This is a genomic window from Streptomyces sulphureus DSM 40104 (assembly GCF_000381025.1).
Lineage (GTDB): Bacteria > Actinomycetota > Actinomycetes > Streptomycetales > Streptomycetaceae > Streptomyces > Streptomyces sulphureus.
In genome coordinates this window covers 802120-824456 of record NZ_KB905814.1, presented here as the reverse complement: position 1 = coordinate 824456, position 22337 = coordinate 802120, and the positions used below count along the sequence as shown (strand labels likewise).

At 72.4% G+C, this 22337-nt stretch carries 22 protein-coding genes; 14 read left to right on the top strand and 8 right to left on the bottom strand.

Annotated features, from left to right (window positions below; translation table 11 throughout):
* Positions 1-3: 3 nt before the first annotated feature.
* The 7 genes from F603_RS0107830 (at position 4) to F603_RS0107800 (ending at position 8881) form a co-directional block, all read left to right on the top strand.
* Positions 4-1377, top strand: a complete 1374-nt coding sequence (locus tag F603_RS0107830) for an amidohydrolase (RefSeq protein WP_019545457.1) — start codon at positions 4-6, stop codon at positions 1375-1377.
* Positions 1378-1653: 276 nt separating this feature from the next.
* Positions 1654-2685, top strand: a complete 1032-nt coding sequence (locus F603_RS0107825) for a BMP family lipoprotein (protein ID WP_019545456.1) — start codon at positions 1654-1656, stop codon at positions 2683-2685.
* 186 nt (positions 2686-2871) lie between these two features.
* Positions 2872-4554: an ABC transporter ATP-binding protein gene (locus F603_RS0107820; RefSeq protein ID WP_425426956.1), complete on the top strand. Its 1683-nt coding sequence runs from the start codon at positions 2872-2874 to the stop codon at positions 4552-4554.
* Positions 4551-5690 (top strand): ABC transporter permease, encoded by a 1140-nt coding sequence (locus F603_RS0107815; protein WP_019545454.1) that lies wholly within the window; start codon positions 4551-4553, stop codon positions 5688-5690. The genes F603_RS0107820 and F603_RS0107815 overlap by 4 nt, the downstream gene beginning before the upstream one ends.
* Positions 5687-7009, top strand: a complete 1323-nt coding sequence (locus F603_RS0107810) for an ABC transporter permease (protein WP_019545453.1) — start codon at positions 5687-5689, stop codon at positions 7007-7009. The genes F603_RS0107815 and F603_RS0107810 overlap by 4 nt, the downstream gene beginning before the upstream one ends.
* Complete coding sequence (locus F603_RS0107805) at positions 7006-7440, top strand: cytidine deaminase (protein ID WP_019545452.1); 435 nt, start codon at positions 7006-7008, stop codon at positions 7438-7440. The genes F603_RS0107810 and F603_RS0107805 overlap by 4 nt, the downstream gene beginning before the upstream one ends.
* 166 nt (positions 7441-7606) lie before the next feature.
* Positions 7607-8881 carry a thymidine phosphorylase gene (locus F603_RS0107800; protein ID WP_019545451.1) on the top strand — a complete coding sequence of 425 codons (1275 nt, stop codon included), beginning with the start codon at positions 7607-7609 and terminating at the stop codon, positions 8879-8881.
* Positions 8882-8941: 60 nt separating this feature from the next.
* Here F603_RS0107800 and F603_RS0107795 read toward each other — a convergent pair whose 3' ends face one another.
* Complete coding sequence (locus F603_RS0107795; protein WP_019545450.1) at positions 8942-10264, bottom strand: MFS transporter; 1323 nt, start codon at positions 10262-10264, stop codon at positions 8942-8944.
* A 92-nt stretch (positions 10265-10356) separates the two neighbouring features.
* On the opposite strand from F603_RS0107795, the gene F603_RS0107790 reads away from it, so the two are divergent.
* A complete protein-coding gene (locus tag F603_RS0107790) occupies positions 10357-11298 on the top strand; it encodes a LysR family transcriptional regulator (RefSeq protein ID WP_019545449.1) in 942 nt (313 codons plus the stop codon).
* Between the two features lie 7 nt (positions 11299-11305).
* Here F603_RS0107790 and F603_RS0107785 read toward each other — a convergent pair whose 3' ends face one another.
* On the bottom strand, positions 11306-12052 hold the full coding sequence (locus F603_RS0107785) for an alpha/beta hydrolase (protein ID WP_245600710.1): 747 nt from the start codon (positions 12050-12052) through the stop codon (positions 11306-11308).
* Between the two features lie 137 nt (positions 12053-12189).
* Between F603_RS0107785 and F603_RS0107780 the strand changes: the two genes are divergently transcribed.
* The 3 genes from F603_RS0107780 (at position 12190) to F603_RS0107770 (ending at position 14179) form a co-directional block, all read left to right on the top strand.
* Positions 12190-12501, top strand: a complete 312-nt coding sequence (locus F603_RS0107780) for a hypothetical protein (RefSeq protein ID WP_019545447.1) — start codon at positions 12190-12192, stop codon at positions 12499-12501.
* Between the two features lie 105 nt (positions 12502-12606).
* Entirely contained in the window at positions 12607-13776 is a 1170-nt protein-coding gene (locus F603_RS0107775; RefSeq protein ID WP_019545446.1) for an adenosine deaminase, read from the top strand.
* Positions 13777-13915: 139 nt separating this feature from the next.
* Positions 13916-14179: a hypothetical protein gene (locus tag F603_RS0107770; protein ID WP_019545445.1), complete on the top strand. Its 264-nt coding sequence runs from the start codon at positions 13916-13918 to the stop codon at positions 14177-14179.
* A gap of 82 nt (positions 14180-14261) precedes the next feature.
* Here F603_RS0107770 and F603_RS0107765 read toward each other — a convergent pair whose 3' ends face one another.
* From F603_RS0107765 to F603_RS0107745, 5 genes are all read right to left on the bottom strand, one after another.
* A complete protein-coding gene (locus tag F603_RS0107765) occupies positions 14262-14459 on the bottom strand; it encodes a PspC domain-containing protein (protein ID WP_019545444.1) in 198 nt (65 codons plus the stop codon).
* A 48-nt stretch (positions 14460-14507) separates the two neighbouring features.
* Positions 14508-15134, bottom strand: coding sequence for a VanZ family protein (locus F603_RS0107760; RefSeq protein WP_019545443.1), 627 nt, complete (start codon positions 15132-15134; stop codon positions 14508-14510).
* A 127-nt stretch (positions 15135-15261) separates the two neighbouring features.
* Positions 15262-15972 carry a hypothetical protein gene (locus F603_RS0107755; RefSeq protein ID WP_019545442.1) on the bottom strand — a complete coding sequence of 237 codons (711 nt, stop codon included), beginning with the start codon at positions 15970-15972 and terminating at the stop codon, positions 15262-15264.
* Positions 15969-17702, bottom strand: coding sequence for an ATP-binding protein (locus tag F603_RS0107750; protein ID WP_019545441.1), 1734 nt, complete (start codon positions 17700-17702; stop codon positions 15969-15971). The genes F603_RS0107755 and F603_RS0107750 overlap by 4 nt, the downstream gene beginning before the upstream one ends.
* Positions 17699-18376, bottom strand: coding sequence for a response regulator transcription factor (locus F603_RS0107745; protein ID WP_193386448.1), 678 nt, complete (start codon positions 18374-18376; stop codon positions 17699-17701). The genes F603_RS0107750 and F603_RS0107745 overlap by 4 nt, the downstream gene beginning before the upstream one ends.
* Before the next feature lie 189 nt (positions 18377-18565).
* Between F603_RS0107745 and F603_RS0107740 the strand changes: the two genes are divergently transcribed.
* Positions 18566-19402 carry a SigE family RNA polymerase sigma factor gene (locus F603_RS0107740; RefSeq protein WP_026328226.1) on the top strand — a complete coding sequence of 279 codons (837 nt, stop codon included), beginning with the start codon at positions 18566-18568 and terminating at the stop codon, positions 19400-19402.
* Positions 19403-19530: 128 nt separating this feature from the next.
* Here the strand turns inward: F603_RS0107740 and F603_RS31820 are convergent, their stop codons facing one another.
* A complete protein-coding gene (locus tag F603_RS31820) occupies positions 19531-20331 on the bottom strand; it encodes a nucleoside/nucleotide kinase family protein (protein WP_019545439.1) in 801 nt (266 codons plus the stop codon).
* 205 nt (positions 20332-20536) lie between these two features.
* Here F603_RS31820 and F603_RS0107730 point away from each other — a divergent pair, with 205 nt between their 5' ends.
* Together F603_RS0107730 and F603_RS0107725 are read left to right on the top strand one after the other, a co-directional pair.
* Positions 20537-21634, top strand: a complete 1098-nt coding sequence (locus F603_RS0107730) for an S-(hydroxymethyl)mycothiol dehydrogenase (RefSeq protein ID WP_019545438.1) — start codon at positions 20537-20539, stop codon at positions 21632-21634.
* A complete protein-coding gene (locus F603_RS0107725; protein WP_019545437.1) occupies positions 21631-22263 on the top strand; it encodes an MBL fold metallo-hydrolase in 633 nt (210 codons plus the stop codon). The genes F603_RS0107730 and F603_RS0107725 overlap by 4 nt, the downstream gene beginning before the upstream one ends.
* The last annotated feature ends 74 nt before the right edge of the window (positions 22264-22337 follow it).

The window sequence follows — 22337 nt, the reverse complement described above, 5'->3', positions numbered from 1 at the left end:
ACCATGAACGAACTCCTGTCGTCCCACACTCCGGAGGTGGACGCCCCCGACACCCCGGCAGCGGCGGCTCCGGACCACAGCCGTACGCCGCAAGCCGCTCCACCGGAATGCCCCCACCCGTCCGACGCCCCGCAGTTCCCCGGCGCCGAACGGCTCCCCGCAGGCAACCCGGAGATGCCCGAGCTCCCGGGCGCGCTCCCCGAATCGCTCCGCCGCGAACTCGTCGTCTTCCGGCGGGACCTCCACATGCACCCAGAGCTGGGCAACCAGGAGTTCCGCACGACCTCGGCGCTGAAGGCGCGGCTGGAGCAGGCGGGGCTCGCACCGCAAGTGCTCTCCCTCGGCACCGGTCTCGTCTGCGACATCCACCCGGGGCTCGCCTCCGAGCCCCCCTCTCCCGACCGCCCGATGCTCGCGCTCCGCGCGGACATCGACGCGCTCCCCATCCCCGACACCAAGGACGTCGGCTACCGCTCGACGGTCCCCGACCGGGCACACGCCTGCGGTCACGACGTCCACACCACCGCCGTCCTCGGCACCGGCCTCGTCCTCGCCGACCTGGCGCGCGCGGGGGCGCTGCCGTGCTCGGTGCGGCTCCTCTTCCAACCGGCCGAGGAGCTGCTGCCCGGCGGTGCCCCGGACGTGCTGGAGTGCGGCGTCCTCGACGGCGTCGGCCGCATCCTCGCCGTCCACTGCGACCCCCGGGTCGAGGTCGGACGGATCGGCCTGCGCTCGGGCGCCATCACCTCCGCCGCCGACCGCGTGGAGGTGGCGCTCATGGGCCCCGGGGGACACACCGCGCGGCCCCACCTGACCACCGATCTGGTCACGGCCGCCGCGAAGTTGGCGACGGACGTCCCCGCGCTCCTCGCCCGCCGCGTCGACGCGCGGGCCGGCCTCGCGCTGACCTGGGGGCGGATCGCCTCCGGACACGCGTGCAACGTCATCCCGCAGCGCGCCGACCTCTCCGGCACCCTGCGCTGCCTCGACCTCGACTCCTGGCGCACGGCGCCCGATCTGGTCCACGCGGCCGTCGACGAGGTCGCCGCGCTCCACGGCGCCAAGCCGGAGCTCACCTATGTCCGCGGGGTGCCCCCCGTGGTCAACGAGCCGGGCGCCACCCAGCTCTTGCAGCGCGCGATGGCCGCGCGCCGCGGGGCCGAGGCCGTCGTCGGGACCGAACAGAGCCTCGGTGGCGAGGACTTCTCCTGGTACCTGGAGCACGTCCCCGGTGCGATGGCGCGGCTCGGGGTCCGCAGGCCGGAGGAGCACCGCACCCGCGACCTCCACCAGGGCGACTTCGACGCGGACGAGCGGGCCGTCACCGTCGGTATCGAACTCTTCACCGCCGCCGCGCTGTTGGACGCGGCGCACTGAACACCCCCGGCTCCGGGGCCGGTTCGGCTCCGGAGCCGGGAGGGAAGGCACGCACGAACCAACTTCCGTGCGTATCCGGCGGTTTGGCCCCGCTGCTCTTACTGCGCGTCCACTCGGCACCGCGCTGCGTCACCCTCTGCGGGGGTTACGCGCGTGGCTCACGCGACGATACGGTAACGGCGCTCCCACATGCCTTTACCTGAATTCTACGCGCGTTAATCTGACCCCGGACCAGCGCCGGAAGCGGCGCGCGGAAAAGCTGAAGGGGACGTCCTCTTGCGTCGGGTAACCAAGCTCGCTGCCGCGGCCTGCGCGACCGCGGCTCTCGCACTGACCACCACTGCCTGCGGCGAGAGCTCCACGGAGTCCGCCGCCAAGGGAGACAAGGGTGTCGGCCTCGCCTTCGACGTCGGCGGCAAGGACGACCACTCCTTCAACCAGGCAGCAAACCGCGGCATGTTGAAGGCCACCAAGGAGTTGGACCTCGGCAACAAGACGCTCACCGCCTCCAACGACGAGACGGAGGCCACCCGCGAGCAGCGCCTCACCCAGCTCGCCGAGGCCGGCTACAACCCGGTCGTGGGCGTCGGCTTCGCCTACGGCAAGTCGATCAACAAGGTCGCCAAGGACTTCTCCGACACCACCTTCGCCGTGGTCGACGCGGAGTCGAACGCCGACAACGTCTCAGGGCTGCTCTTCTCCGAGCAGGAGGCGTCCTACCTCGCGGGCGTCGCCGCGGCGAAGAAGACGAAGACGAAGAAGGTCGGCTTCATCGGCGGCGTCAACAACGCGCTCATCCAGAAGTTCGAGGCGGGCTTCGTCCAGGGCGTCGAGGAGACCGACTCCAAGATCAAGCTGACGTCGCAGTACCTCTACCCGACGAACATCAAGGGCTTCAACGACCCGAAGGCCGCCAAGGACAAGGCCAAGGGCATGCTCGACCAGGACATCGACGTCATCTACTCCGCCGCGGGCCAGTCGGGCACCGGTGCGATCGAGGAGATCAGCAAGAAGAAGGACACCTGGGCGATAGGCGTCGACTCCGACCAGTACATGCAGCCCGGTCTGGAGAAGTATCGGGACTCGATCCTCACCTCGGCGGTGAAGAACGTCGACATCGCCGTCTACGAGCTGATCAAGAGCGTCGACGAGGGCAAGCCGCTCCACGGCACCCAAAACTTCACCCTCAAGGAGGACGGCGTCTCCCTCGCCACCTCCGGCGGCTTCATCGACGACGTCCAGGACGACGTCGCCGCCGCGAAGAAGAAGATCGTCAGCGGCGACATCAAGGTCCGCACCTCCCCGTGACCCGCTGAGCCCACCGCCCGCCGCCGGGCGCTCCGCCGCGTGCGCGGACGGCCGGCGGCGGGCGCGAGCGGCGGACGCCCAGGTCCGCCGGCACGACCCCAACTCCCCCGCGGCAGCGGGCACTCCGGCCGCCCCTTCCCCTCCGGCCGCCCGCGCGCGAGCCGACCGAAAACCCGAGGTGCCGTCATTTCCCCAGCCAGCACCCCCCAACGCGCCGCACCCGAAAGCGCCGGGCAGCACCCGTCGGCGGTCGAACTCCGCGGGATCACCAAGCGCTTCCCCGGTGTCGTGGCCAACCACGACATCGGCATCACCGTGCGCCGCGGCACGGTCCACGCCCTCGTCGGCGAGAACGGCGCGGGCAAGTCGACGCTGATGAAGATCCTCTACGGCATGCAGAAGCCGGACGAGGGCACCATCACGCTCGACGGCGAAGAGGTCTCCCTCCATACCCCGGCGGACGCGATCGCGCGCGGTATCGGCATGGTCCACCAGCACTTCATGCTCGCCGACAACCTCACGGTCCTGGAGAACACGGTCCTCGGCGCCGAACGTCTCCACGGCATCGGGGGCCGCGCCCGCGCGCGCATCCAGGAGATCTCCGAGAAGTACGGCCTCGGCATCCGCGCCGACGCGCTCGTCGAGGACCTCGGCGTCGCCGACCGCCAACGCGTCGAGATCCTCAAGGTCCTCTACCGCGGCGCCCGTACGCTCATCCTCGACGAGCCCACGGCGGTCCTCGTCCCGCAGGAGGTCGACGCGCTCTTCGACAACCTCAGGGAGCTGAAGGCCGAGGGGCTCACCGTGCTCTTCATCTCGCACAAGCTCGGCGAGGTGATGTCCGTCGCCGACGAGATCACGGTGATCCGCAGGGGCACGACCGTCGAGACCCTCACCCCGGAGCGCACGAGCCCGCGCCAGCTCGCCGAGTTGATGGTCGGCAGCGAGCTCCCCTCGCCGGAGACGCGCGAGTCGACCGTCACCGACGTCCCCGTACTCCGGGTCGACGGGCTCCGGTTGGCGGCGACCGACGGCGACGGCGTCGCACGGACGGTGCTCGACGGCGTCTCCTTCACCATCCACCGCGGCGAGGTGCTCGGCATCGCGGGCGTGGAGGGCAACGGCCAGGCCGAGCTCGTCGAGGCGGTGATGGGCATCCGCGAGCCGGAGTCCGGCGCCGTCGAGCTCGACGGCGCCGACCTCGCGCACGCCTCCACCCGCACCCGGCGCGAGCAGGGCATCGGCTACATCCCCGAGGACCGCCAGCGCCACGCGCTGCTCCTGGAGGCTCCGCTCTGGGAGAACCGCATCCTCGGCCACGTCACCGAGGCGCCCAACTCCCGCGGCAGGCTCCTCGATCCGCGCGGCGCCCGGCGGGACACCGAGCGCATCGTCGAGGAGTACGACGTGCGCACACCCGGCATCGACGTCCCCGCCGCGAGCCTCTCCGGCGGCAACCAGCAGAAGCTCATCGTCGGCCGGGAGATGAGCCACGAGCCCAAGCTCCTCATCGCAGCCCACCCCACCCGGGGCGTCGACGTCGGCGCGCAGGCGCAGATCTGGGACCAGATCAGGCAGGCACGACGGGAGGGCCTCGCCGTGCTCCTCGTCTCGGCCGACCTCGACGAACTCATCGGCCTCTCCGACACGTTGCGGGTGATGTACCGCGGGGCGCTCGTCGCCGACGCGGACCCGGCGGCGATCACACCGGAGGAACTCGGCTCCGCGATGACGGGCGCCGCCAGCGGCCACCTCGTCCATGAGGACGACGGGCCGCCCGGGTCCGGCACCGCACCGCTCCCCGGCCAGCGGAACCCGCAGGCCGACGAAGAACGAGGCACCGACGACGAAGGGGGTGAGGCGAGGTGACCCGCCCCGCCGGCCGCGGCTCCGGGCCGCGCAGGATCGACCCGCAGGCCGTGGTGCAGGCGCTCGCCGCACCGCTGCTCGCGATCGTCGCCGCTCTGGCGATCACCTCGCTCGTGATCGGCGCGACGGGCAAGGACCCGTTCCACGCGTTCCAGGTGATGCTCGACTTCGGCTCGAAGAGCGACAGCCAGATCTGGATCGTCAACAAGGCGATCCCGTACTACCTCTCGGCGGTCGCCGTCGCCGTCGGCTTCCGCATGAACCTCTTCAACATCGGGGTCGACGGCCAGTACCGCATCGCCGCCTTCGCCGCCGCGGTCGTCGGCGGCGCGGTCTCGCTGCCCGGCTTCCTCGCGCTGCCGCTGGTGCTCCTCACGGCGATGGTCGTCGGGGCCGTCTGGGCGGGGATCGCCGGGGTGCTCCGCACCACGCGCGGGGTGAGCGAGGTGATCACCACGATCATGCTCAACTCGATCGCCGGCTCCCTCATCGGCTACTTCCTCCAGGAGGGCAGGCTCGCCGAGAAGGAGGGCAACCTCTTCCACACCCCGTACCTCCCGGACGCCACCCGCTTCTTCACGCTCCCCACCAACCCGGACCCGATCTACGGCACGATCCTCATCGCGCTCGTCATCGGCGTCGCGTACTGGTTCGTCCTGGGACGCACCCGGTTCGGCTTCGACCTGCGCGCGGTCGGCCGCTCGGAGTCGGCGGCCACCGCGAGCGGCGTCAGCGTCCGGCGGATGATCGTGACGAGCATGGTCCTCTCGGGGGCCGTCGCCGGACTCGTGGGCATGCCGACGCTCCTCAACGAGTCGTTCAACTACGGCACCGACTTCCCCGCGGGCATAGGCTTCACCGGCATCGCCATCGCGCTGCTCGGCCGGAACCACCCGATCGGGATGGCCCTCGGCGCCCTGCTGTGGGGCTTCCTCGAACGCACGGGCACGCAACTGGAGTTCGAGGGATACGCCCAGGAAATCGTCGGTGTGATGCAGGGCGTGATCGTGCTCTGCGTCGTCATCGCTTACGAGGTGGTACGCCGCTACGGCCTGCGCAGGCAGCAGCGGGAGGTCGGCGCCGAGCTCGCCGCCTCCTCGGGCGCGGGCGGCGAGAAGGCGGAGGTGTCGGCGTGAGTGCGCCCCTGAAACCCCAACAGGCCCCCGAGCGGCAGAAGTTCGCCGTCCTGCGGGCCACGCTCACCCGCGGCGGCGAGGCGAAGGGCGCCCGCAGGAAGCTGACGTACCCGCAGATCCTGCTCCTCGTCGCCGGCGGCCTCGTTGCGCTGTCGCTGCTGCGCATCGTCACCGGAGCCAACCAGCTCACCGCGAGCGGGCAGTACTCAGCGGCCCTCGGCGCCGCCGTCCCGATCGGCCTCGCCGGGCTCGGCGGGCTGTGGGCCGAGCGGGCCGGCGTCATCAACATCGGCCTCGAGGGCATGATGATGCTCGGCGCCTTCTCGGCGGGGTGGCTCGGCTGGCAGTACGGCCCCTGGGTGGCGGCCGTCGCGGGGATCGCGGGCGGCGCGCTCGGCGGGCTCCTCCACGCCATAGCCACCGTCACGTTCGGGGTCGACCACATCGTCTCCGGTGTCGCGATGAACATCCTCGCGCTCGGCGTCGTGCAGTTCCTCGCGAAGCTGTGGTTCGGCGCCGAGGGGAGCGAAGCGGCGGCGCAGGGCGGCAACGACAAGCAGTCCCCACCGATGGACTCGATGCCGACGTTCACCGTCCCCGGCCTCTCCGACGGGCTCAAGGCGGTCGAGGAGCACCACTGGTTCCTCGTCTCCGACGCCGCAGGGCTGCTGGGCTCGCTCGTCAGCTCGGTCTCCTGGCTCACCGTCCTCGCCGTGACGGTCTTCGTGGCGAGCTTCTTCGCGCTCTGGCGCTCGTCGTTCGGGCTGCGGCTGCGCTCCTGCGGCGAGAGCCCGGTCGCGGCCGAGACGCTCGGCGTCAACGTCTACCGCTACAAGTACGCGGCCGTCGTCGTCTCGGGCGCCCTCGCGGGGCTCGGCGGGGCCTTCCTCGCCATCGACGTCCACATCTACCAGGACCAGCAGACCGGCGGCCGCGGCTACATCGGCCTCGCCACCATGATCTTCGGCAACTGGCGTCCCGGCGGCGTCGCCATGGGGGCCGGGCTCTTCGGCTTCATGGACGCGCTCCAACTCCGCTCCGGCGGGCCGACGGTGCACGCGCTGCTGCTCCTCGTCGCCGTGGTGCTGCTCGTCATCGCGCTCGTCAAGCTCCGTTCGGGGCACCGGCTCCAGGCCGCGCTGAGCGCGGTGACCGCCGTGCTGCTGATTGTCTGGTATGCCCTTACCGACACCATCCCGCTGGAGTTCGTCGAGATGACCCCCTACGTCGCCACCCTCCTGGTGCTCGCGCTCGCCGCCCAACGGCTGCGCGCACCGAGAGCCGTCGGCAAGTCCTACCGCAGAGGGCAGGCCCAGTGACCGCAGGACCGCACATCCCCGAGGGCGGGACCCCGTCCGAACAGCCCGTCGACTGGCCCGCGTTGCGCGCCCTCGCCCGCAGCGCCATGGCCCGCGCCTACGCTCCGTACTCCGGCTACCCGGTGGGCGCGGCCGGACAGGTCGACGACGGCACCACCGTCTCCGGCTGCAACGTGGAGAACGCGTCGATCGGCCTGAGCCTCTGCGCCGAGTGCGGGCTCGTCTCCGAGCTGTACGCGCGCGGCGGCGGGCGGCTCACGGCCGTGAGCTGCGTCGGGCAGGACGGCATGCCCGTCGCGCCGTGCGGCAGGTGCCGCCAACTCCTCTGGGAGCACGGCGGTCCCGGCCTGCTCGTCGACGGCGCGGCCGGCAGCCGCAGGCTCTCCGAGCTCCTCGCCGACCCCTTCACGCCGGAGCACCTCGCCCGCTGAACCACCGCCCCGGACGCACGGGGGACGTCCGGGGCGTACGCCCACCCCGGAGTGCCGCGGGGCGCGGAGACGCCGCGCCCCGCGTTCCGCACGCCTGCCGCACACCGTCCGCGGCCGCGGCGCGGTCCGGCGCGCCCGGCCCCAACCACACGACCGAGGAGTGCAGATGGACGCCATCTCCGTGATCCGCACCAAGCGGGACGGCGGCGAGCTCACCGCCGAGCAGATCGACTGGATCATCGCCGCCTACACCAGGGGCGAGGTGGCGCACGAGCAGATGTCGGCGCTCGCGATGGCGGTCTTCCTCAACGGCATGTCCCGTACGGAGACCGCCCGTTGGACGGCCGCGATGATCGCCTCCGGCGACCGCATGGACTTCTCCTCGCTCCCCGAGCCGACCACGGACAAGCACTCGACGGGCGGCGTCGGCGACAAGATCACGCTGCCGCTCGCCCCGCTCGTGGCGGCGTGCGGCGCCGCCGTACCGCAGCTCTCCGGGCGCGGCCTGGGGCACACCGGTGGCACCCTCGACAAGCTGGAGTCGATCGTGGGCTGGCGCGCGGGGCTCACCGCGGAGGAGATGCTCGACGTCCTCCGCGAGACCGGCTGCGTCGTCTGCGCGGCCAACGAGCGCCTGGCGCCCGCGGACCGCAGCCTCTACGCACTCCGCGACGTCACCGGTACCGTCGAGTCGATCCCGCTGATCGCCTCGTCGATCATGTCGAAGAAGATCGCCGAGGGGACCGACGCGCTCGTCCTCGACGTGAAGGCCGGCTCCGGCGCCTTCATGAAGACGCCCGAGCAGGCCCGCGAACTCGCCCGCACCATGGTCGAGTTGGGCACCGACCACGGGGTCCGCACCCGCGCCCTGATCACCGACATGTCGACCCCGCTCGGCCGCACCGCCGGGCACGCGCTGGAGGTCCGCGAGTCCGTCGAGGTGCTCGCGGGAGGCGGCCCCGAGGACGTCGTCGAGCTCACCCTCGCGCTCGCCCGCGAGATGCTCGACGCCGCCGGACTCGCCTCGGCCGACCCGGCCAAGGCGCTCGCAGACGGCTCCGCGATGGACCACTGGCGCCGCATGATCACCGCGCAGGGCGGCGACCCGGACGCCCCGCTCCCCGCCTCCCGCGAGCGGCACACCGTCACGGCGCAGGAGGCCGGCGTCCTCACCGAGCTCGACGCCTACGCCGTCGGCGTCTGCGCCTGGCGGCTCGGCGCCGGACGCAGCCGCAAGGAGGACCCCGTCCAGGCGGGGGCCGGCGTCGAACTCCACGCCAAGCCGGGCGACTCCGTGACGGCGGGCGCCCCCCTGCTCACCCTGCACAGCGACACCCCCGAGGCGTTCGCGTACGCGGCCCAGGCGCTGGAGGGCGCGGTCACCGTCGGCGAAGCGGGCGACTTCACGAAGCAGCCGGTGGTGCTGGAGCGCATCGCCTGAGACGTCGACTCCCCCTCCGCGCACCGCACTTGCGGCCGCGGAGGGGGAGCCCGACGCGCCTCAGGCCGCGGCCTCGACCGCGACGCGGTTCGCCACGACGGCCTTGCGCGTGGCGTAGAGCGTGACGCACGCGGCGAGCGCCAGCGAGCCGAGCCCGAGCGACGCCGCAGCCGGCCAGCCGCCGGCCGCGAAGGCGAACGCACCGAAGGCGCCGCCGAGGGAGCTGCCGAGGTAGTACGCCATCGTGTAGAGGGCGGACGCCTGCGCCTTGCCCTCCGTCGCCGTCTGGCTCACCGCGCCCTGCGCCACCGCGTGCCCGGCGAAGAACCCGGCGGTGACGAGCACGAGCCCCGCGACGACGCCGAAAAGGCTGTCGACCGTGCTGAGCAGCAGCCCCGCCGCCGCGGTGCCGACGCCGAGGTAGAGGGTGCCGCGCCGCCCGAGGCGCGCGTTGAGCCGCCCCGCCGTCGCCGAAGCGAGCGTTCCCACGAGGTAGATGACGAAGATCGAGCCCACGAGCCCCTGCGAGAGCGAGAACGGTTCCTCGACGAGCCGGTACCCGATCACCGTGTACACCGAGCCGAAGACGGTCATGAAGAGCAGCCCGATCGCGTAGAGCCGCAGCAGCAGCGGGTTGCGCAGGTGCCGTCCGACCGTCCGCGCCATGGCGGCGGGCCGCAGCGGTACGGGCGTGAAGTGCCGCGGCTCCGGCACCAGCAGCCGGAAGGCGACGGCACAGAGCAGCGAGGTCAGCGCCACGGCCATCAGCCCGGCGCGCCACCCCCACATCTGCGTGGCCCAGCCGGTGAGGATGCGCCCGCTCATGCCGCCGACGCTGTTGCCCGCGACGAACAGCCCGACGGCGCCCACGAGATGGCGCCTGCGCACCTCGTCGGAGAGGAAGGCGAGCGCCGACGCCGGCACGCCCGCGACCGCCACGCCCTGGAGGGTGCGCAACGCCACGAGTGCGCCGAGCCCGGGCGCGAAGGGGATGACGAGCGCGAGCGCGACGGCCGCCGCCATCGAGACCGTCAGGATGCGCCGGCGGCCGAACCGCTCGGAGAGTGCGGCGAGCGGCAGCACGGCGGCCGCAAGGCCGATCGTCGGGCCTGAGACGGTCCAACTGGCCTGGTCGGGGGAGGCGTTGAGGTCCCGGGAGATCTCCGGGAGGAGCGCCTGCGTCTCGTAGAGGAGTGCGAAGGTGGCGAGTCCTGCGGCGAAGAGCGCGAGGCGCATCCGGGTGTGCCCGGGGTCGCCCGGCGACAGCTTCGTGGCATCGGTGTCCGCTGCTCCGGGGTCGCCGGTGCGCGGTGCGGGTGCGGGGTGGCTCTCGGCGGCGGCGTCCGAACGCGGCTCGGACGCCTTGGTATCAGCAGCAGGCATACGTCGAAGTTACGGCCGGTCGTTTCATGCGTCCAATGCACGGAAGTGCGAAAATCGATCCATTCGCGCATCAACACAGTTCAGGAGGGGCAATGTCATCGCCGGGTCACGAGAATGACACCTCTGTCACATCGGGCTGGGCGGCGTCGCTCGCCCCGCGCCTCGCGCAGTTCGTCGCCGTCGCCCGCCTTGAGCACGTCACCCGCGCGGCGCACGAACTCGGCGTCCCCCAGTCGACGTTGAGCCGCTCCCTCACCCGGCTGGAGCGGGAACTCGGCGTCGCACTCTTCGCCCGGCACGGCAGGACGCTCTCCCTCACCCCCGCAGGACGCACGTTCCTCGCCTCGGCCGAGCGCGCCCTCGCGGCGGTCGAGGGCGCGGCCGAGTCCGTCCGCACCGACGCCGACCCCGCAACGGGGAAGGTCGCCTTCGGCTTCCTCCACACCCTCGGCTGGGAGACGGTCCCCAGCCTCCTCCGCGACTTCCGCGCCGAGCACCCCCGGGTGCGTTTCTCCCTGGTGCAGACGTACGGCGACGCGATGCTGGAGCGCCTGCGCGCGGGCGAGTTGGACCTCTGCCTCACCTCGCCGCTGCCCGCGGCACCCGACCTAGTCTCCCGCCGCCTCGACGAGCAGCGGCTCCGGCTCGTCGTCCCCGACGACCACCCGCTCGCCCGCCGCAGGCGCGTGCGGCTCGCGGAGACGGCGAGCGAGTCCTTCGTCACGCTGGAGCGCGGCTACGGGATGCGGCGCATCCTCGACGACCTCTGCACACAGGCCGGCTTCCGTCCGCGGATCGCCTTCGAGGGCGAGGAGTCGGAGACGATTCGCGGCCTCGTCGCGGCCGGCCTCGGCGTCGCGCTGCTGCCCCCGGCGCCCGTACACCGCCAGGGCGTCCACGAGTTGACGGTGACGGCGCCGCGCGCGTTCCGCGAGATCGGGGTGGCGTGGCTCGCCGGGCACCAGGACACCTCGCCCGTCGCGGCGTTCAAGCGGTTCCTGCTGGCACGCAAAGGACGGCTGCTCTCGGAGTGAACCGTCCTCACAGCCGCAGCGACCTGCCGAACCCGGAGGCGAGCGGCATCCGCAAGCCTATCGGCGGCGGGGCCGCCATGGCGTCGGCGAGCGGCCTGGCGAAGTCGAGGTCGCAGAGCGTGCCGCGGACGAAGTCCCGGGCGAGCGCGGTGACTTCGAACCGGTGCTGCCGAAGCGCGTGGCCGTCCGAGTGGACCTCGAAGCGGCAGACGTCCGCGTTGACCTTCTTGGCGCGCTCGGCGAGGCGGTAGGAGAGCTCGGGTTCCGTGCGCTCGTCCTCGGTGCCGTGCGCGATGAGCACCTTGCGGCCGAGGAGCTGCCGTACGGGCTCGGGCTCCCCCGACTCCGGCAACCGCGGTCCCAGCGCCAGCACGGAGGCGACGGCGGGGTGCCCGGCGGCCTGGAGCGCGGCGCGGGCCCCCGTGTCGACGCCGGCGAGGCAGACGGGCACGTCCCCGTAGCGGCGGCCGACCTCCTCGACGGCCCACCGCGCGTCCTGCACCGGCAGGCCCTCCTCGCCCCAGCCGCGGCAACGGAGGCGCACCGGGTGCGCGAGGAGCGGCTCCGTGCCGCGGACGAGCCGGCGCGCGAGCGTGCGCGCCGTCCAGGCGGGCGCCGCGCGTTGGCGCCGCAGGCTCGACGCCTCCCCACCTCCCGGCAGCACCAGGACCACCGCGTGCGGTGCGGTCCTTACGGGCCCCGCGGGGCGGCCGAGACGTGCTTCCCTGACGGGCGTCGCTCGCTGCTCAGTCACGAGCAGAACGATGGCAGAAGGACCACCGCCCGGCGCAGGCCGCTCCATCACCATTGGGTATCGAACAGCCCGCCAAGCCGGTGCGGCGCGGGCGGATCTCACCGAAGCAGGGGCCGAGGCGTGAGGTAATGGGCGCCATGGGTTTCCTGATGTACGACGCCGGCGGAGCCGCCTTCCGGGACCCGGATGCCGAGATGCGCCGCCGCATCCTCGACAGCCTGCACGATGCGGACGGCGAGCACCCGGCGGTGATGCTGAGGCACGACAGCGGTTGGAGTCTGAGCGCCTACCGCGGTGGCGCGGTGCACTGGCAGAACCTCGAGGACGGCACGGTGCCTCCAGGTGAGCTCAACGACCTGCCACTCAACGAGGTCCTGCGCCTCCTCGCCCTCCTCGCCGCCGGCGAGATCGGCCGGCTGCGCGGGCTCCCCTGGCGTATCGACACCTGAGGCGGGTTTTTCAATGCGCGGTGGCGGCACAGGAGTTGGGTGCCTCCGGGTGCGTCGCAGCGGGAAGAGGATGCCTTCTACGCGCGTAGCAGCTACCCTGCCTGGATGACGAGCCAGATGCCCGCGAACACACCGACCCCGGAGCAGATCCACCGCGCGCCCAAGGTCCTCCTCCACGACCACCTCGACGGCGGCCTGCGCCCGGCGACCGTCGTCGACCTCGCAGCGGAGACGGGCTACGAGGGCCTCCCCGAGTCCGACCCCGAGCGCCTCGCCGAGTGGTTCCGCTCCGCCGCCAGCTCCGGTTCGCTGGAGCGGTACCTGGAGACCTTCCGGCACACCGTCGGCGTCATGCAGACCCGCGGGGCGCTGGTGCGCACGGCCGCCGAGTGCGCCGAGGACCTCGCGGCCGACGGCGTCGTCTACGCCGAGGTGCGGTTCGCACCCGAGCAGCACCTCACACAAGGGCTCACGCTGGAAGAGGTCGTCGAGGCGGTCGTCGAGGGCTTCCGCCAGGGCGAGCGGAACGCGCTCGCCGCCGGACACCGTATCCGCGTGGGGGCGCTGCTCACGGCGATGCGGCACGCCGCGCGGTCGCTGGAGATCGCCGAACTCGCCAACCGCCACCGGGATTCGGGCGTCGTCGGCTTCGACATCGCGGGCGCCGAGGCCGGCCACCCGCCCACGCGCCACCTCGACGCCTTCGAGTACCTCAAGCGGGAGAACAACCACTTCACCATCCACGCAGGCGAGGCGTTCGGCCTCCCCTCGATCTGGCAGGCGCTCCAGTGGTGCGGCGCCGACCGGCTGGGCCACGGCGTACGCATCATCGACGACGTGCAGGTCGGCGACGACGGGTCGGTGGCGCTGGGGCGCCTCGCCTCGTACGTGCGGGACAAGCGCATCCCGTTGGAGCTCTGCCCGACCTCCAACCTCCAGACGGGCGCGGCCACCTCGTACGCCGAACACCCGCTGGGCCTCCTGCGGCGCCTCCACTTCAGGGCGACGGTCAACACGGACAACCGGTTGATGAGCGACACCTGCATGAGCCGCGAGTTCAGGGAGCTGGTGCGCACCTTCCACTACACGCTCGACGACGTGCAGTGGTTCACCGTCAATGCGATGAAGTCCGCCTTCATCCCTTTCGATGAACGTCTCGCCATGATCAATGACGTGATCAAGCCGGGCTACGCCGAGCTGAAGTCCGAGTGGCTCTTCCGTGACGCACTGGAGACCGCCCCGCTGACCAGCACGGCGGCTCCGTCAGGCAGTTGACGCGCGGGGAGTGCTGCATCCCCGCGCGGGGCACGGGTGGGCGACGGGGCAGGGGCCGGGGGTGTTTGCACGCTCCGCAGTCGCCTGGCTACGTTCGCGGTCGCCGCTGAAGAAATCCCCACACACAGCGAGGACTACGTTGCAGACCACGCACCTCACCCGCAAGACCCTCGGCGCCGTCGCACTCGCCGGAGCCGCAGCCCTCGCGGGCGCCGGCACGGCCGCCGCCGCACCGGCCCTCGGCCCCACCGTCGACGCCGCCACGGACGCGGTCGCCGACCAGGACCTCGGCAAGACCACCGACAGCCTCCTCAACCAGGACTCCCAGCAGTCGGACGCCGGCAGCCCCTCGGGTCAGGAACTCCTCGGCGGCGTCCCGCTCGGTGGCGGCCTCATCTCCTGAGGGCACACCTCCCGACAGTCGCGAGGGCGGCGGTCCACCCTGCGGTGGACCGCCGCCCTCGCGTGCGGCTGCGGTCGGCGGCTCACCAGGCGGTGTGCTCGTCCTCGTTCGGCATCAGTACCCACAGCGCCAGGTAGAGCACGAACTGCGGTCCCGGCAGCAGGCACGAGAGCAGGAAGAGGACGCGCATCGTGGTCGGCGTGGTACCGAAGCGGCGGGCGAGCCCGGCGCACACACCGCCGATCATCCGTCCGTTGCGCGGGCGGGCCAGTGTGGACATCTCGGTGCTCCTTCGTATCGGTGGCGGAGCCCCGTCGGGGCCTTCTGCCTACTTATGAAGGTAGCCGCGGTGAGCCACCCCCGCCTCGGGCCACGGAGTGAGGTGAACCCTGGTTGTCCTCGGGGACGACCCCTCAGGGCTACCGGACTGGCGCGGCGCCGCGCCCCCGCCGGACCGGCCCGCGGACCGACCACCGGTGCCCGCCCTTCGCGGGCCCCGCAACAGCCAGCCCCGCAGCGGTGGGAAGAGCAGCGGTTGCAGCACCGCGACGCCCAGCGTGTTGAGCAGCACCGAGTCGACGTTCCCCATCTGGCCCGAGATCCCGGACTGCGTCACCGCTATCCCCGACGAGAGCAGCCCGGTCACGCCCACCGCCCGCAGCCACAGCGCGGGGAGCGGGCGGCGCCAGCCGCCGCCCGCGATCGGCAGGAGCAGGGCGAGCGGCACCATGAGCAGCAGTCCGCCTCCGATTCCGGTCAGCGCCGCGGTGGGCCCGTCGGCGAGGTCGGCGCGGATGGTGGCGAACGGCCGGGTGTTCGTCGGGAGGACCCACGGGACGGCGAGCGGCCGTAGCGTCAGCCATCCGACGAACAGGAGGTACGCGCCGAGCAGGAGGAATCCCGCGGCGCGGATGCGGAAGGCGGCTGTTCTGCCGCCTGGGCCATGGCGCTGCACGCAACTGAGGACGTTGCCTCCGGGCGCTGCGGTTCCGGTCCGAAGCGTCCGGTTCCCCACAGCTTGTCCCGGCGTACGCCCCGCCCTGCACGCCGGCCTCGGAGGGCTCTTCACCGGCGCTCGGGGTTCACACGCGGGTGCCCGCCGTCTCCGCCGCCTCGGGGCGGGTGCGGAGCGCCGTGCCGCACTCGAACCGCTCCAGCGGGCGGGCCCGTTCGGCCTCCTCCACGGTCTCGGCGGGGCCGCCGAGGACGACGGCGTCGTTGGTGTCGGCCGCCGCGCTGTCGCTGAAGGTGCACACGATCTGCGCGAGCGCGAAAGCCGGCAGCTCGTCGAGCGGGACGCTCAGCCGCAGCGCCTCCTTCGGGTCCGCCTCCGTGCCGCCGTCCACCGTGAGGTCCTGCGGCACGGCGCTCTCGAATCCCGTCGCGCGCTCGGAACGCGGCGGGGCCCCGGTGAGCTCCTCAAGGAGCGCCCGGGCGACGGGGACCCGGCGCGCGGACGAGCGACCCTGCGGTATGGCCACCTCCCGCTCGACGGGCGCCACCCGCGACCCGCAGACGAGGAAGACCCGCACCTGGCTCGTCTCCGCGCCGGGTGCGGCGGGCGGCGTCGACGTGGGCGGGGCGCAGCCGACGCGCGACGGCGCGGCGCCGGCGTCCACCGGCACCGAGGTGGCCCTGATTCCGCACCCGGAGAGCAGCGCCGCGGCGGCCAAGGAGGCCGCGGCGAGAGCGAGTACACGGCTTCCCGTGTCCTGGTGGCCCTGGGCGCGCCTGCCGCGGCGCTCTTCGGCGCCCCCCGTTTCCCAACGGCGCGCGCTGGTACGGCCTTTCACTCCCCGTCCCCTCCGTCGCCGGACTCCGCGCCGTCGCGGCGGCGCCTCCTGCTGCTGCTCTCCGCGTCGTCGGCCTCGCCCTCCATCTCGCCGCCTGCGACGCGGTGGGCGTCGCGCGGGAGGCGGAGGGAGAAGACGGCGCCGCCCTCCGGGGAGTTGTGGGCCGTGATCCAGCCGCCGTGGATGTGTGCGTTCTCCATGGCGATGGAGAGGCCGAGGCCGCTGCCGTCGGAGCGGGGGCGTGCGGCGCTCGCCTTGTAGAAGCGGTCGAAAACGTGCGGCAGTACCTCTTCGGGGATGCCGGGCCCGCGGTCGGCCACCTCGATCACCAGCTCGCGCTGCGGCTCCTGTGCCGGGGCGCCGACGAGGCGCGCGGCCTCCGCGTCGCCCGGCTGCGGGGTCTCGGTGCGCACGGAGACGCGCACGGGGGAGCCGCCGTGCTTGAGCGCGTTGCCGATGAGGTTGGCGAGGACGACGTCGAGCCGGCGCGGGTCTAGCCGGGCCATGATGCCGCGGTCGGCGTCGAGTTCGACGGCGTCGAGCCAGGCGCGCGCGTCGATGCAGGCGGTGACCTGGTCGGCGACGTCGACGTCGTCGAGGACGAGCCTGGCCGTGCCGGCATCGAAGCGGGTGACCTCCATCAGGTTCTCGACGAGATCGTTGAGGCGCCGGGTCTCGCTGACGACGAGCTGCACGGCAGGCGCGATCATCGGGTCGAGGTTCTCCTGCTCCTCCTCCAGCACCTCGGTGACGGCGGAGATCGCCGTCATCGGCGTACGCAGCTCGTGCGACATGTCGGCGACGAACCTGCGGCTCGACTCCTCGCGGGCGCTCAACTCGGCGACACGGGCCTCCAACGCCTCGGCCGAGCGGTTGAACGTCCTGGAGAGTTCGGCGAGTTCGTCGCTGCCCGTCGCCTTCAGACGGGTGTCGAGGCGGCCCTCGCCTAGCTGCTTCGCCGCCTGCGCCAGCCTGCGCACGGGGCGGAGCACCGTCGTCGCGGCCGCCTGTGCGAGGAGCATGGCGCCGAGGAGCGCGAGGCCCGTGGCGATCCCCAGCGACCAGGCGAGGGAGTTGAGGTCGTCGCGTTCGGGCGCGAGCGACTTGAGCATGTAGCCCGTGGGCGTCGGCTCCTCGCCGATCACCTTCGCCCCTCCGACGAGGAAGGGGTTGCCGTCTATCGTGATGCGCTGCCAATAGAGGTGGTACGGGTGCCGGTTGGCGGAGTCCACGGTGCGGCGCTTGTCGACCGCCTTGCGGAGCGAGGCGGGGACGTGCGCGAGGGTGAAGTCGTCCTCACTGGAGGCGGCGGCGCAGGAGCCCCTGTCGCGGCTCTGCCCTGTCACCAGCACCTCGTAGTTCTGGGTGGTGCCCGCCATCCGGTCGGCCGCCTCGCGGAGTTGAGCGCACTCCACCTCGCTCGGGAGGTTTCCCGCGTTGTCCTCCAGCGACTTCCGGAAGTCGTTGAGCGCCGCGTTCTGCGCGCGGGTGAGCACGGCGTCGCGGTTGAGCCAGTAGGCGATCCCCGAGGCTGAGACGGCGGCGGTCAGCGCGACGAGTGCGAAGACCACGACGAGCCGCAGCCGCAGCGACGGCAGCACACCGGCCACCCAACGCCGCATCCCGCGCAGCTTCTTCGTGGAACCGCCGTCGTCCGGCCGGTGTTCCTCGCCCTTCTGTGATTCCTCTTCGGCGGCCCCGGGGTCGCCGTCCCGCGAGCGCGCGATCACTGAGGAGCGTCCAGCCGGTAGCCGACGCCGCGGACCGTGCGGATGAGGGTCGGTGAGGACGGGACGTCCTCCACCTTGGCGCGCAGACGCTGCACGCAGGCGTCGACGAGGCGGGAGTCACCGAGGTAGTCGTGCTCCCAGACGAGCCTGAGGAGCTGCTGCCGGGAGAGCGCCTGGCCGGGCCTGCGGCTCAACTCCAGCAGCAACCTCAGCTCCGTGGGGGTGAGTTGGAGGTCCTCGCCGTTCTTGGTCGCCGTCATCGCCGAGCGGTCGATGGTGAGCGAGCCGAAGGTGGCCGAGTCGCTGGACTCGCGCTCGCCGCGGCGCATCACGGCACGGATGCGCGCGTCGAGGACCCTGCCCTGCACCGGCTTGACGACGTAGTCGTCGGCCCCCGACTCCAGGCCCACGACGACGTCGATGTCGTCGCTGCGCGCCGTGAGCAGGATGATCGGGAGCTGGTCGGTGTGACGGATGCGGCGGCAGACCTCGAAGCCGTCGATGCCGGGGAGCATGACGTCGAGCACGATGAGGTCAGGACGCTGCTCGCGCAGCAGTTTGAGGCCGTCCTCGCCCGAGGCCGCGGTCACCACGCGGTGCCCCTGGCGGGTGAGCCCCATCTCCAGGGCCGTACGGACAGCGTCGTCGTCCTCGATCAGCAACAGGAAAGCCACGCGCGCCATTCTGGCGCATGACCCATCCCGACTTCGACCGCCGGTTCCTCCTTCGACCGGAAGCGCGGCCCGCCGGGGCCTGATCCGTTGTGACACCGCTGTGACAGTCGGAGGACCTCGCCATGAAACTGGCCCGGCAATGTGTACGTCGTCAGCAAGGAACCGATGGCTCCGAAGGGGGCGCGTGAGATGAACAAACTGCACGGCACCGCAACCAATGCAGTACTTCACACGCGTCTGCACGTGCCTTCGGTTCCCGCAACGCGGACGACGTTCGGCGGCGACACCGTGCCGCGGAACGGTGAGAAGTCCGGAGCGGTGAGCGGGCGGGGACGCGTCCGTGGCGCCGCGCGTGTGCGTCCGCAGCACATCGCTGCGGTCGAGGGCCTGCGGGGGGATGTACCGGAGCAGGCCCGGGGGGAGACGGGGGAGCAGAAGCGGGACGCGTACGGGGAGGCCGAAGGGGAACGGCGGGACACCGCGGAGCACGAGGCGGAGAGCGACGCCGAAGCGGCGTTCACCGCCTACGTCCGCGACCGCCGGGCCTCCCTCTACGCGACCGCCTACCACCTGACGGGCGACCGGTACGAGGCCGAGGACCTCCTCCAGAGCGCGCTCTTCTCGACGTACCGTGCCTGGGACAGGATCACGGACAAGGCGGCGGTCGGCGGGTACCTCCGCAGGACGATGACGAACCTCCACATCAGCGCCTGGCGGCGCCGGAAGCTCAACGAGTACCCGACGGAGGAGCTGCCCGAGACGGCGCACGACCAGGACGCGATGCGCGGCACCGAACTGCGCGCCGTGCTCTGGCAGGCGCTCGCCAAGCTCCCCGAACTCCAGCGGACGATGCTGGTGTTGCGGTACTACGAGGGGCGGACCGACCCGGAGATCGCGGACATCCTCAACATCAGCGTCGGCACCGTGAAGAGCAGCATCTGGCGCTCGTTGCGGCGGCTCCGCGACGACGAGGTGCTCAGCTTCGGCAAGGACCGCGAGGAGTCCTTCGGGGAACTCGTCGCCTGAGGCAGGGGGAAGGCACGGCCCGAGGGGAGAGGGGACACGGGGGAACAAGGGGACACGGGGGAAGCAGCGGGAGGTTCCGGCCGGCCGGGGGGTCTGGCGGGAACCTCCCGCTGCGTCGTGTGCGCGGGCTAGCGCGGGGCGCCGGTCTCGCCTGCTCCCGTACGGCAGTTGCCCTCGCGCGGGCGCGGGACGGTGTGAGCCGCGGGCGTGCGGTGCCCGGCGGGCGCCGGGCCGGTCACGGAAATGCGGGCGCGCTCGATACGGGCAGCGGCCTCCTCCCTGCCGCACGGAAAGGCGCCGAGACGCACGTGGCGCTCGACGATCGCCGTCTCCGCCCGCAGCAGACGCCATCCGCGGCGGACGAGCACGGGGAGCGGCTTCCGCGCCTCGCGGACGTCCCGGAGCAGTCGCCTCCGGAAGGTGGTGAGCGGGCTGCCGCTGAGGCAGAGGGCGTCGGCGAGCAGGCCGGACTCGGCGCACGCGGTGGCGAGGTCGGCGGCGAAGATGCCCTCGGCGACGAAGAGCGGGGAGCCCTCCACCGAGAGGTGCTGCATGCCCGTGCGCGCGCTCGCCGAGATCGAGTAGAGCGGGACGTCGGCGCTGCCACGGGTGCACAGCCTGGTCACCGTCTCCAGCGCGGAGGCGGCGTCCCAGGCGAGGGGGGAGTCCCAGTCGACCCCTGCCGGTGGCGACTTGGGCCCCGATCCCGGGTGCGTGCCGTCCTTCGGCTCCAGAAGGGGGAGCGTCGGGTCGTCGCCCTCCTTGTAGAAGTCGTCGAGACGGAGGACCGGGAGGCCGGTGCGGGCCGCGAGCCGGGACTTTCCCGAACCCGAAGGTCCGGTCAGCAGGACGACGCGGGCGAGGGGACGCGTACGGTGGGGCGGCGCCGGGTCGGCTTCGGGACCGGTGCGGTCGGTGGAGTCGGTCACGGGAGTCCATTCTCTGCCATGCGCGGAGCCGTGGGGACCCGGCTGCGTCGATCGGCGCTCGGGTGGACCGTGGTGCGCCCGCCTCCCGGTCCGCCCCGCCGACCGCGACAATGGGACGGCCGCGCCTGGCGGCGCCGTTGTCGGGATGCCGCGGTCGCCGTGTCCGCGGCAAGTCCCGTTCCCCGTACGCAGAAGGAGGCCGTACATGGCCCAGGAGATCCGCGGTGTCATCGCACCGGGCAAGAACGAACCCGTACGGGTCGAGACGATTCGGGTGCCGGACCCCGGGCCCGGCGAGGCGGTGGTCGACGTGCAGGCGTGCGGCGTCTGCCACACCGACCTCCACTACAAGCAGGGCGGTATCAGCGACGACTACCCGTTCCTCCTCGGCCACGAGGCCGCCGGGGTCGTGGAGGCGGTCGGCGAGGGGGTCACCGAGGTGGCGCCCGGTGACTTCGTGGTGCTCAACTGGCGTGCCGTCTGCGGCGAATGCCGCGCGTGCCGCCGCGGGCGCCCGTGGTACTGCTTCGACACGCACAACGCCGAACAGCGGATGACCGTGGTCTCGGGGCCGCAGGCCGGCAGCGAACTCGAACCGGCCCTGGGTATCGGCGCGTTCGCCGAGAAGACGCTCGTCGCAGCGGGGCAGTGCACCAAGGTCGATCCGGCGGTCTCGCCGGCGGTCGCGGGGCTGCTCGGCTGCGGTGTGATGGCGGGGATCGGTGCGGCGATCAACACCGGGCAGGTCACCCGCGGGGACAGTGTCGCGGTGATCGGCTGCGGCGGGGTCGGTGACGCGGCGATCGCCGGTGCGCGCCTCGCGGGGGCGTCGAAGGTGATCGCCGTCGACATCGAGGACCGCAAGCTGGCGACGGCCGAGCGGATCGGCGCGACGCACACAGTCAACTCCCGTGACGCCGACCCGATCGAGGCCGTGCGCGAGCTCACAGGCGGTTTCGGCGCGGACGTGGTGATCGAGGCCGTCGGCCGGCCCGAGACCTTCAAGCAGGCGTTCTACGCACGGGACCTCGCGGGCACGGTGGTCCTCGTCGGCGTGCCGACCCCCGAGATGGAGCTGGAACTGCCGTTCCTCGACGTCTTCTCGCGGGGCGGCGCCGTCAAGCCCTCCTGGTACGGCGACTGCCTGCCCTCCAGGGACTTCCCCATGCTCGTCGACCTCCATCAGCAGGGCCGCCTCGACCTCGGGGCCTTCGTCACCGAGACGATCGCCCTCGACGAGATCGAGGAGGCGTTCGCGCGGATGCACGGCGGGGACGTGCTGCGTTCGGTGGTGGTCCTGTGAGCGCCGCGCGTATCGACCATGTCGTCACCTCGGGCACCTTCCGGCTCGACGGAGGGGAGTGGGAGGTCGACAACAACGTCTGGGTCGTGGGGGACGACCAGGAGGTCGTCGTGATCGACGCCGCGCACGACGCGCAGGCGATCAGCAACGCGGTCGGCGGCCGTCGGGTCACCGCGATCCTCTGCACCCACGGCCACAACGACCATGTCGACGCCGCACCCGAGCTCGCCGAGCTCACCAGCGCGCCCGTCCACCTCCACCCGGAGGACCTGCCGCTGTGGAAGATGACGCACCAAGGCACCGTTCCCGACGAGGACTTGGCCGACGGCGAGCGCATTTCCGTGGCCGGTGTGGAGCTCCAGGTGCTCCACACGCCGGGGCACGCGCCGGGGGCCGTCTGCTTCTATGCGCCGGAGCTCGGGACCGTCTTCACGGGTGACACGCTCTTCCAAGGCGGGCCGGGCGCGACGGGGCGGTCGTTCTCGGACTTCCCGACGATCGTCGAGTCGATCAGGAACCGCCTGCTGACGCTGCCCCCGGAGACGGAGGTGCGTACCGGCCACGGGGACTCGACGACGATCGGGGACGAGGCACCGCACGTCCAGGAGTGGCTCGCCCGCGGCCACTGAGATCCCGGTGGTCCGTGGACGGCGCCCCGCGCCGCGCCTGCCGTGCCTGAAGGAGGCGCGGCCGCGGTGCGGGG

Bases quoted from the DNA above. Each gene is read 5' to 3' on its own strand.
- F603_RS0107830 (WP_019545457.1), top strand. From the start codon at position 4: ATGAACGAACTCCTGTCGTCCCACACTCCGGAGGTGGACGCCCCCGAC.
- F603_RS0107800 (WP_019545451.1), top strand. From the start codon at position 7,607: ATGGACGCCATCTCCGTGATCCGCACCAAGCGGGACGGCGGCGAGCTC.
- F603_RS0107795 (WP_019545450.1), bottom strand. From the start codon at position 10,264: ATGCCTGCTGCTGATACCAAGGCGTCCGAGCCGCGTTCGGACGCCGCC.
- F603_RS0107790 (WP_019545449.1), top strand. From the start codon at position 10,357: ATGTCATCGCCGGGTCACGAGAATGACACCTCTGTCACATCGGGCTGG.
- F603_RS0107780 (WP_019545447.1), top strand. From the start codon at position 12,190: ATGGGTTTCCTGATGTACGACGCCGGCGGAGCCGCCTTCCGGGACCCG.
- F603_RS0107775 (WP_019545446.1), top strand. From the start codon at position 12,607: ATGACGAGCCAGATGCCCGCGAACACACCGACCCCGGAGCAGATCCAC.
- F603_RS0107765 (WP_019545444.1), bottom strand. From the start codon at position 14,459: ATGTCCACACTGGCCCGCCCGCGCAACGGACGGATGATCGGCGGTGTG.
- F603_RS0107740 (WP_026328226.1), top strand. From the start codon at position 18,566: ATGAACAAACTGCACGGCACCGCAACCAATGCAGTACTTCACACGCGT.
- F603_RS0107730 (WP_019545438.1), top strand. From the start codon at position 20,537: ATGGCCCAGGAGATCCGCGGTGTCATCGCACCGGGCAAGAACGAACCC.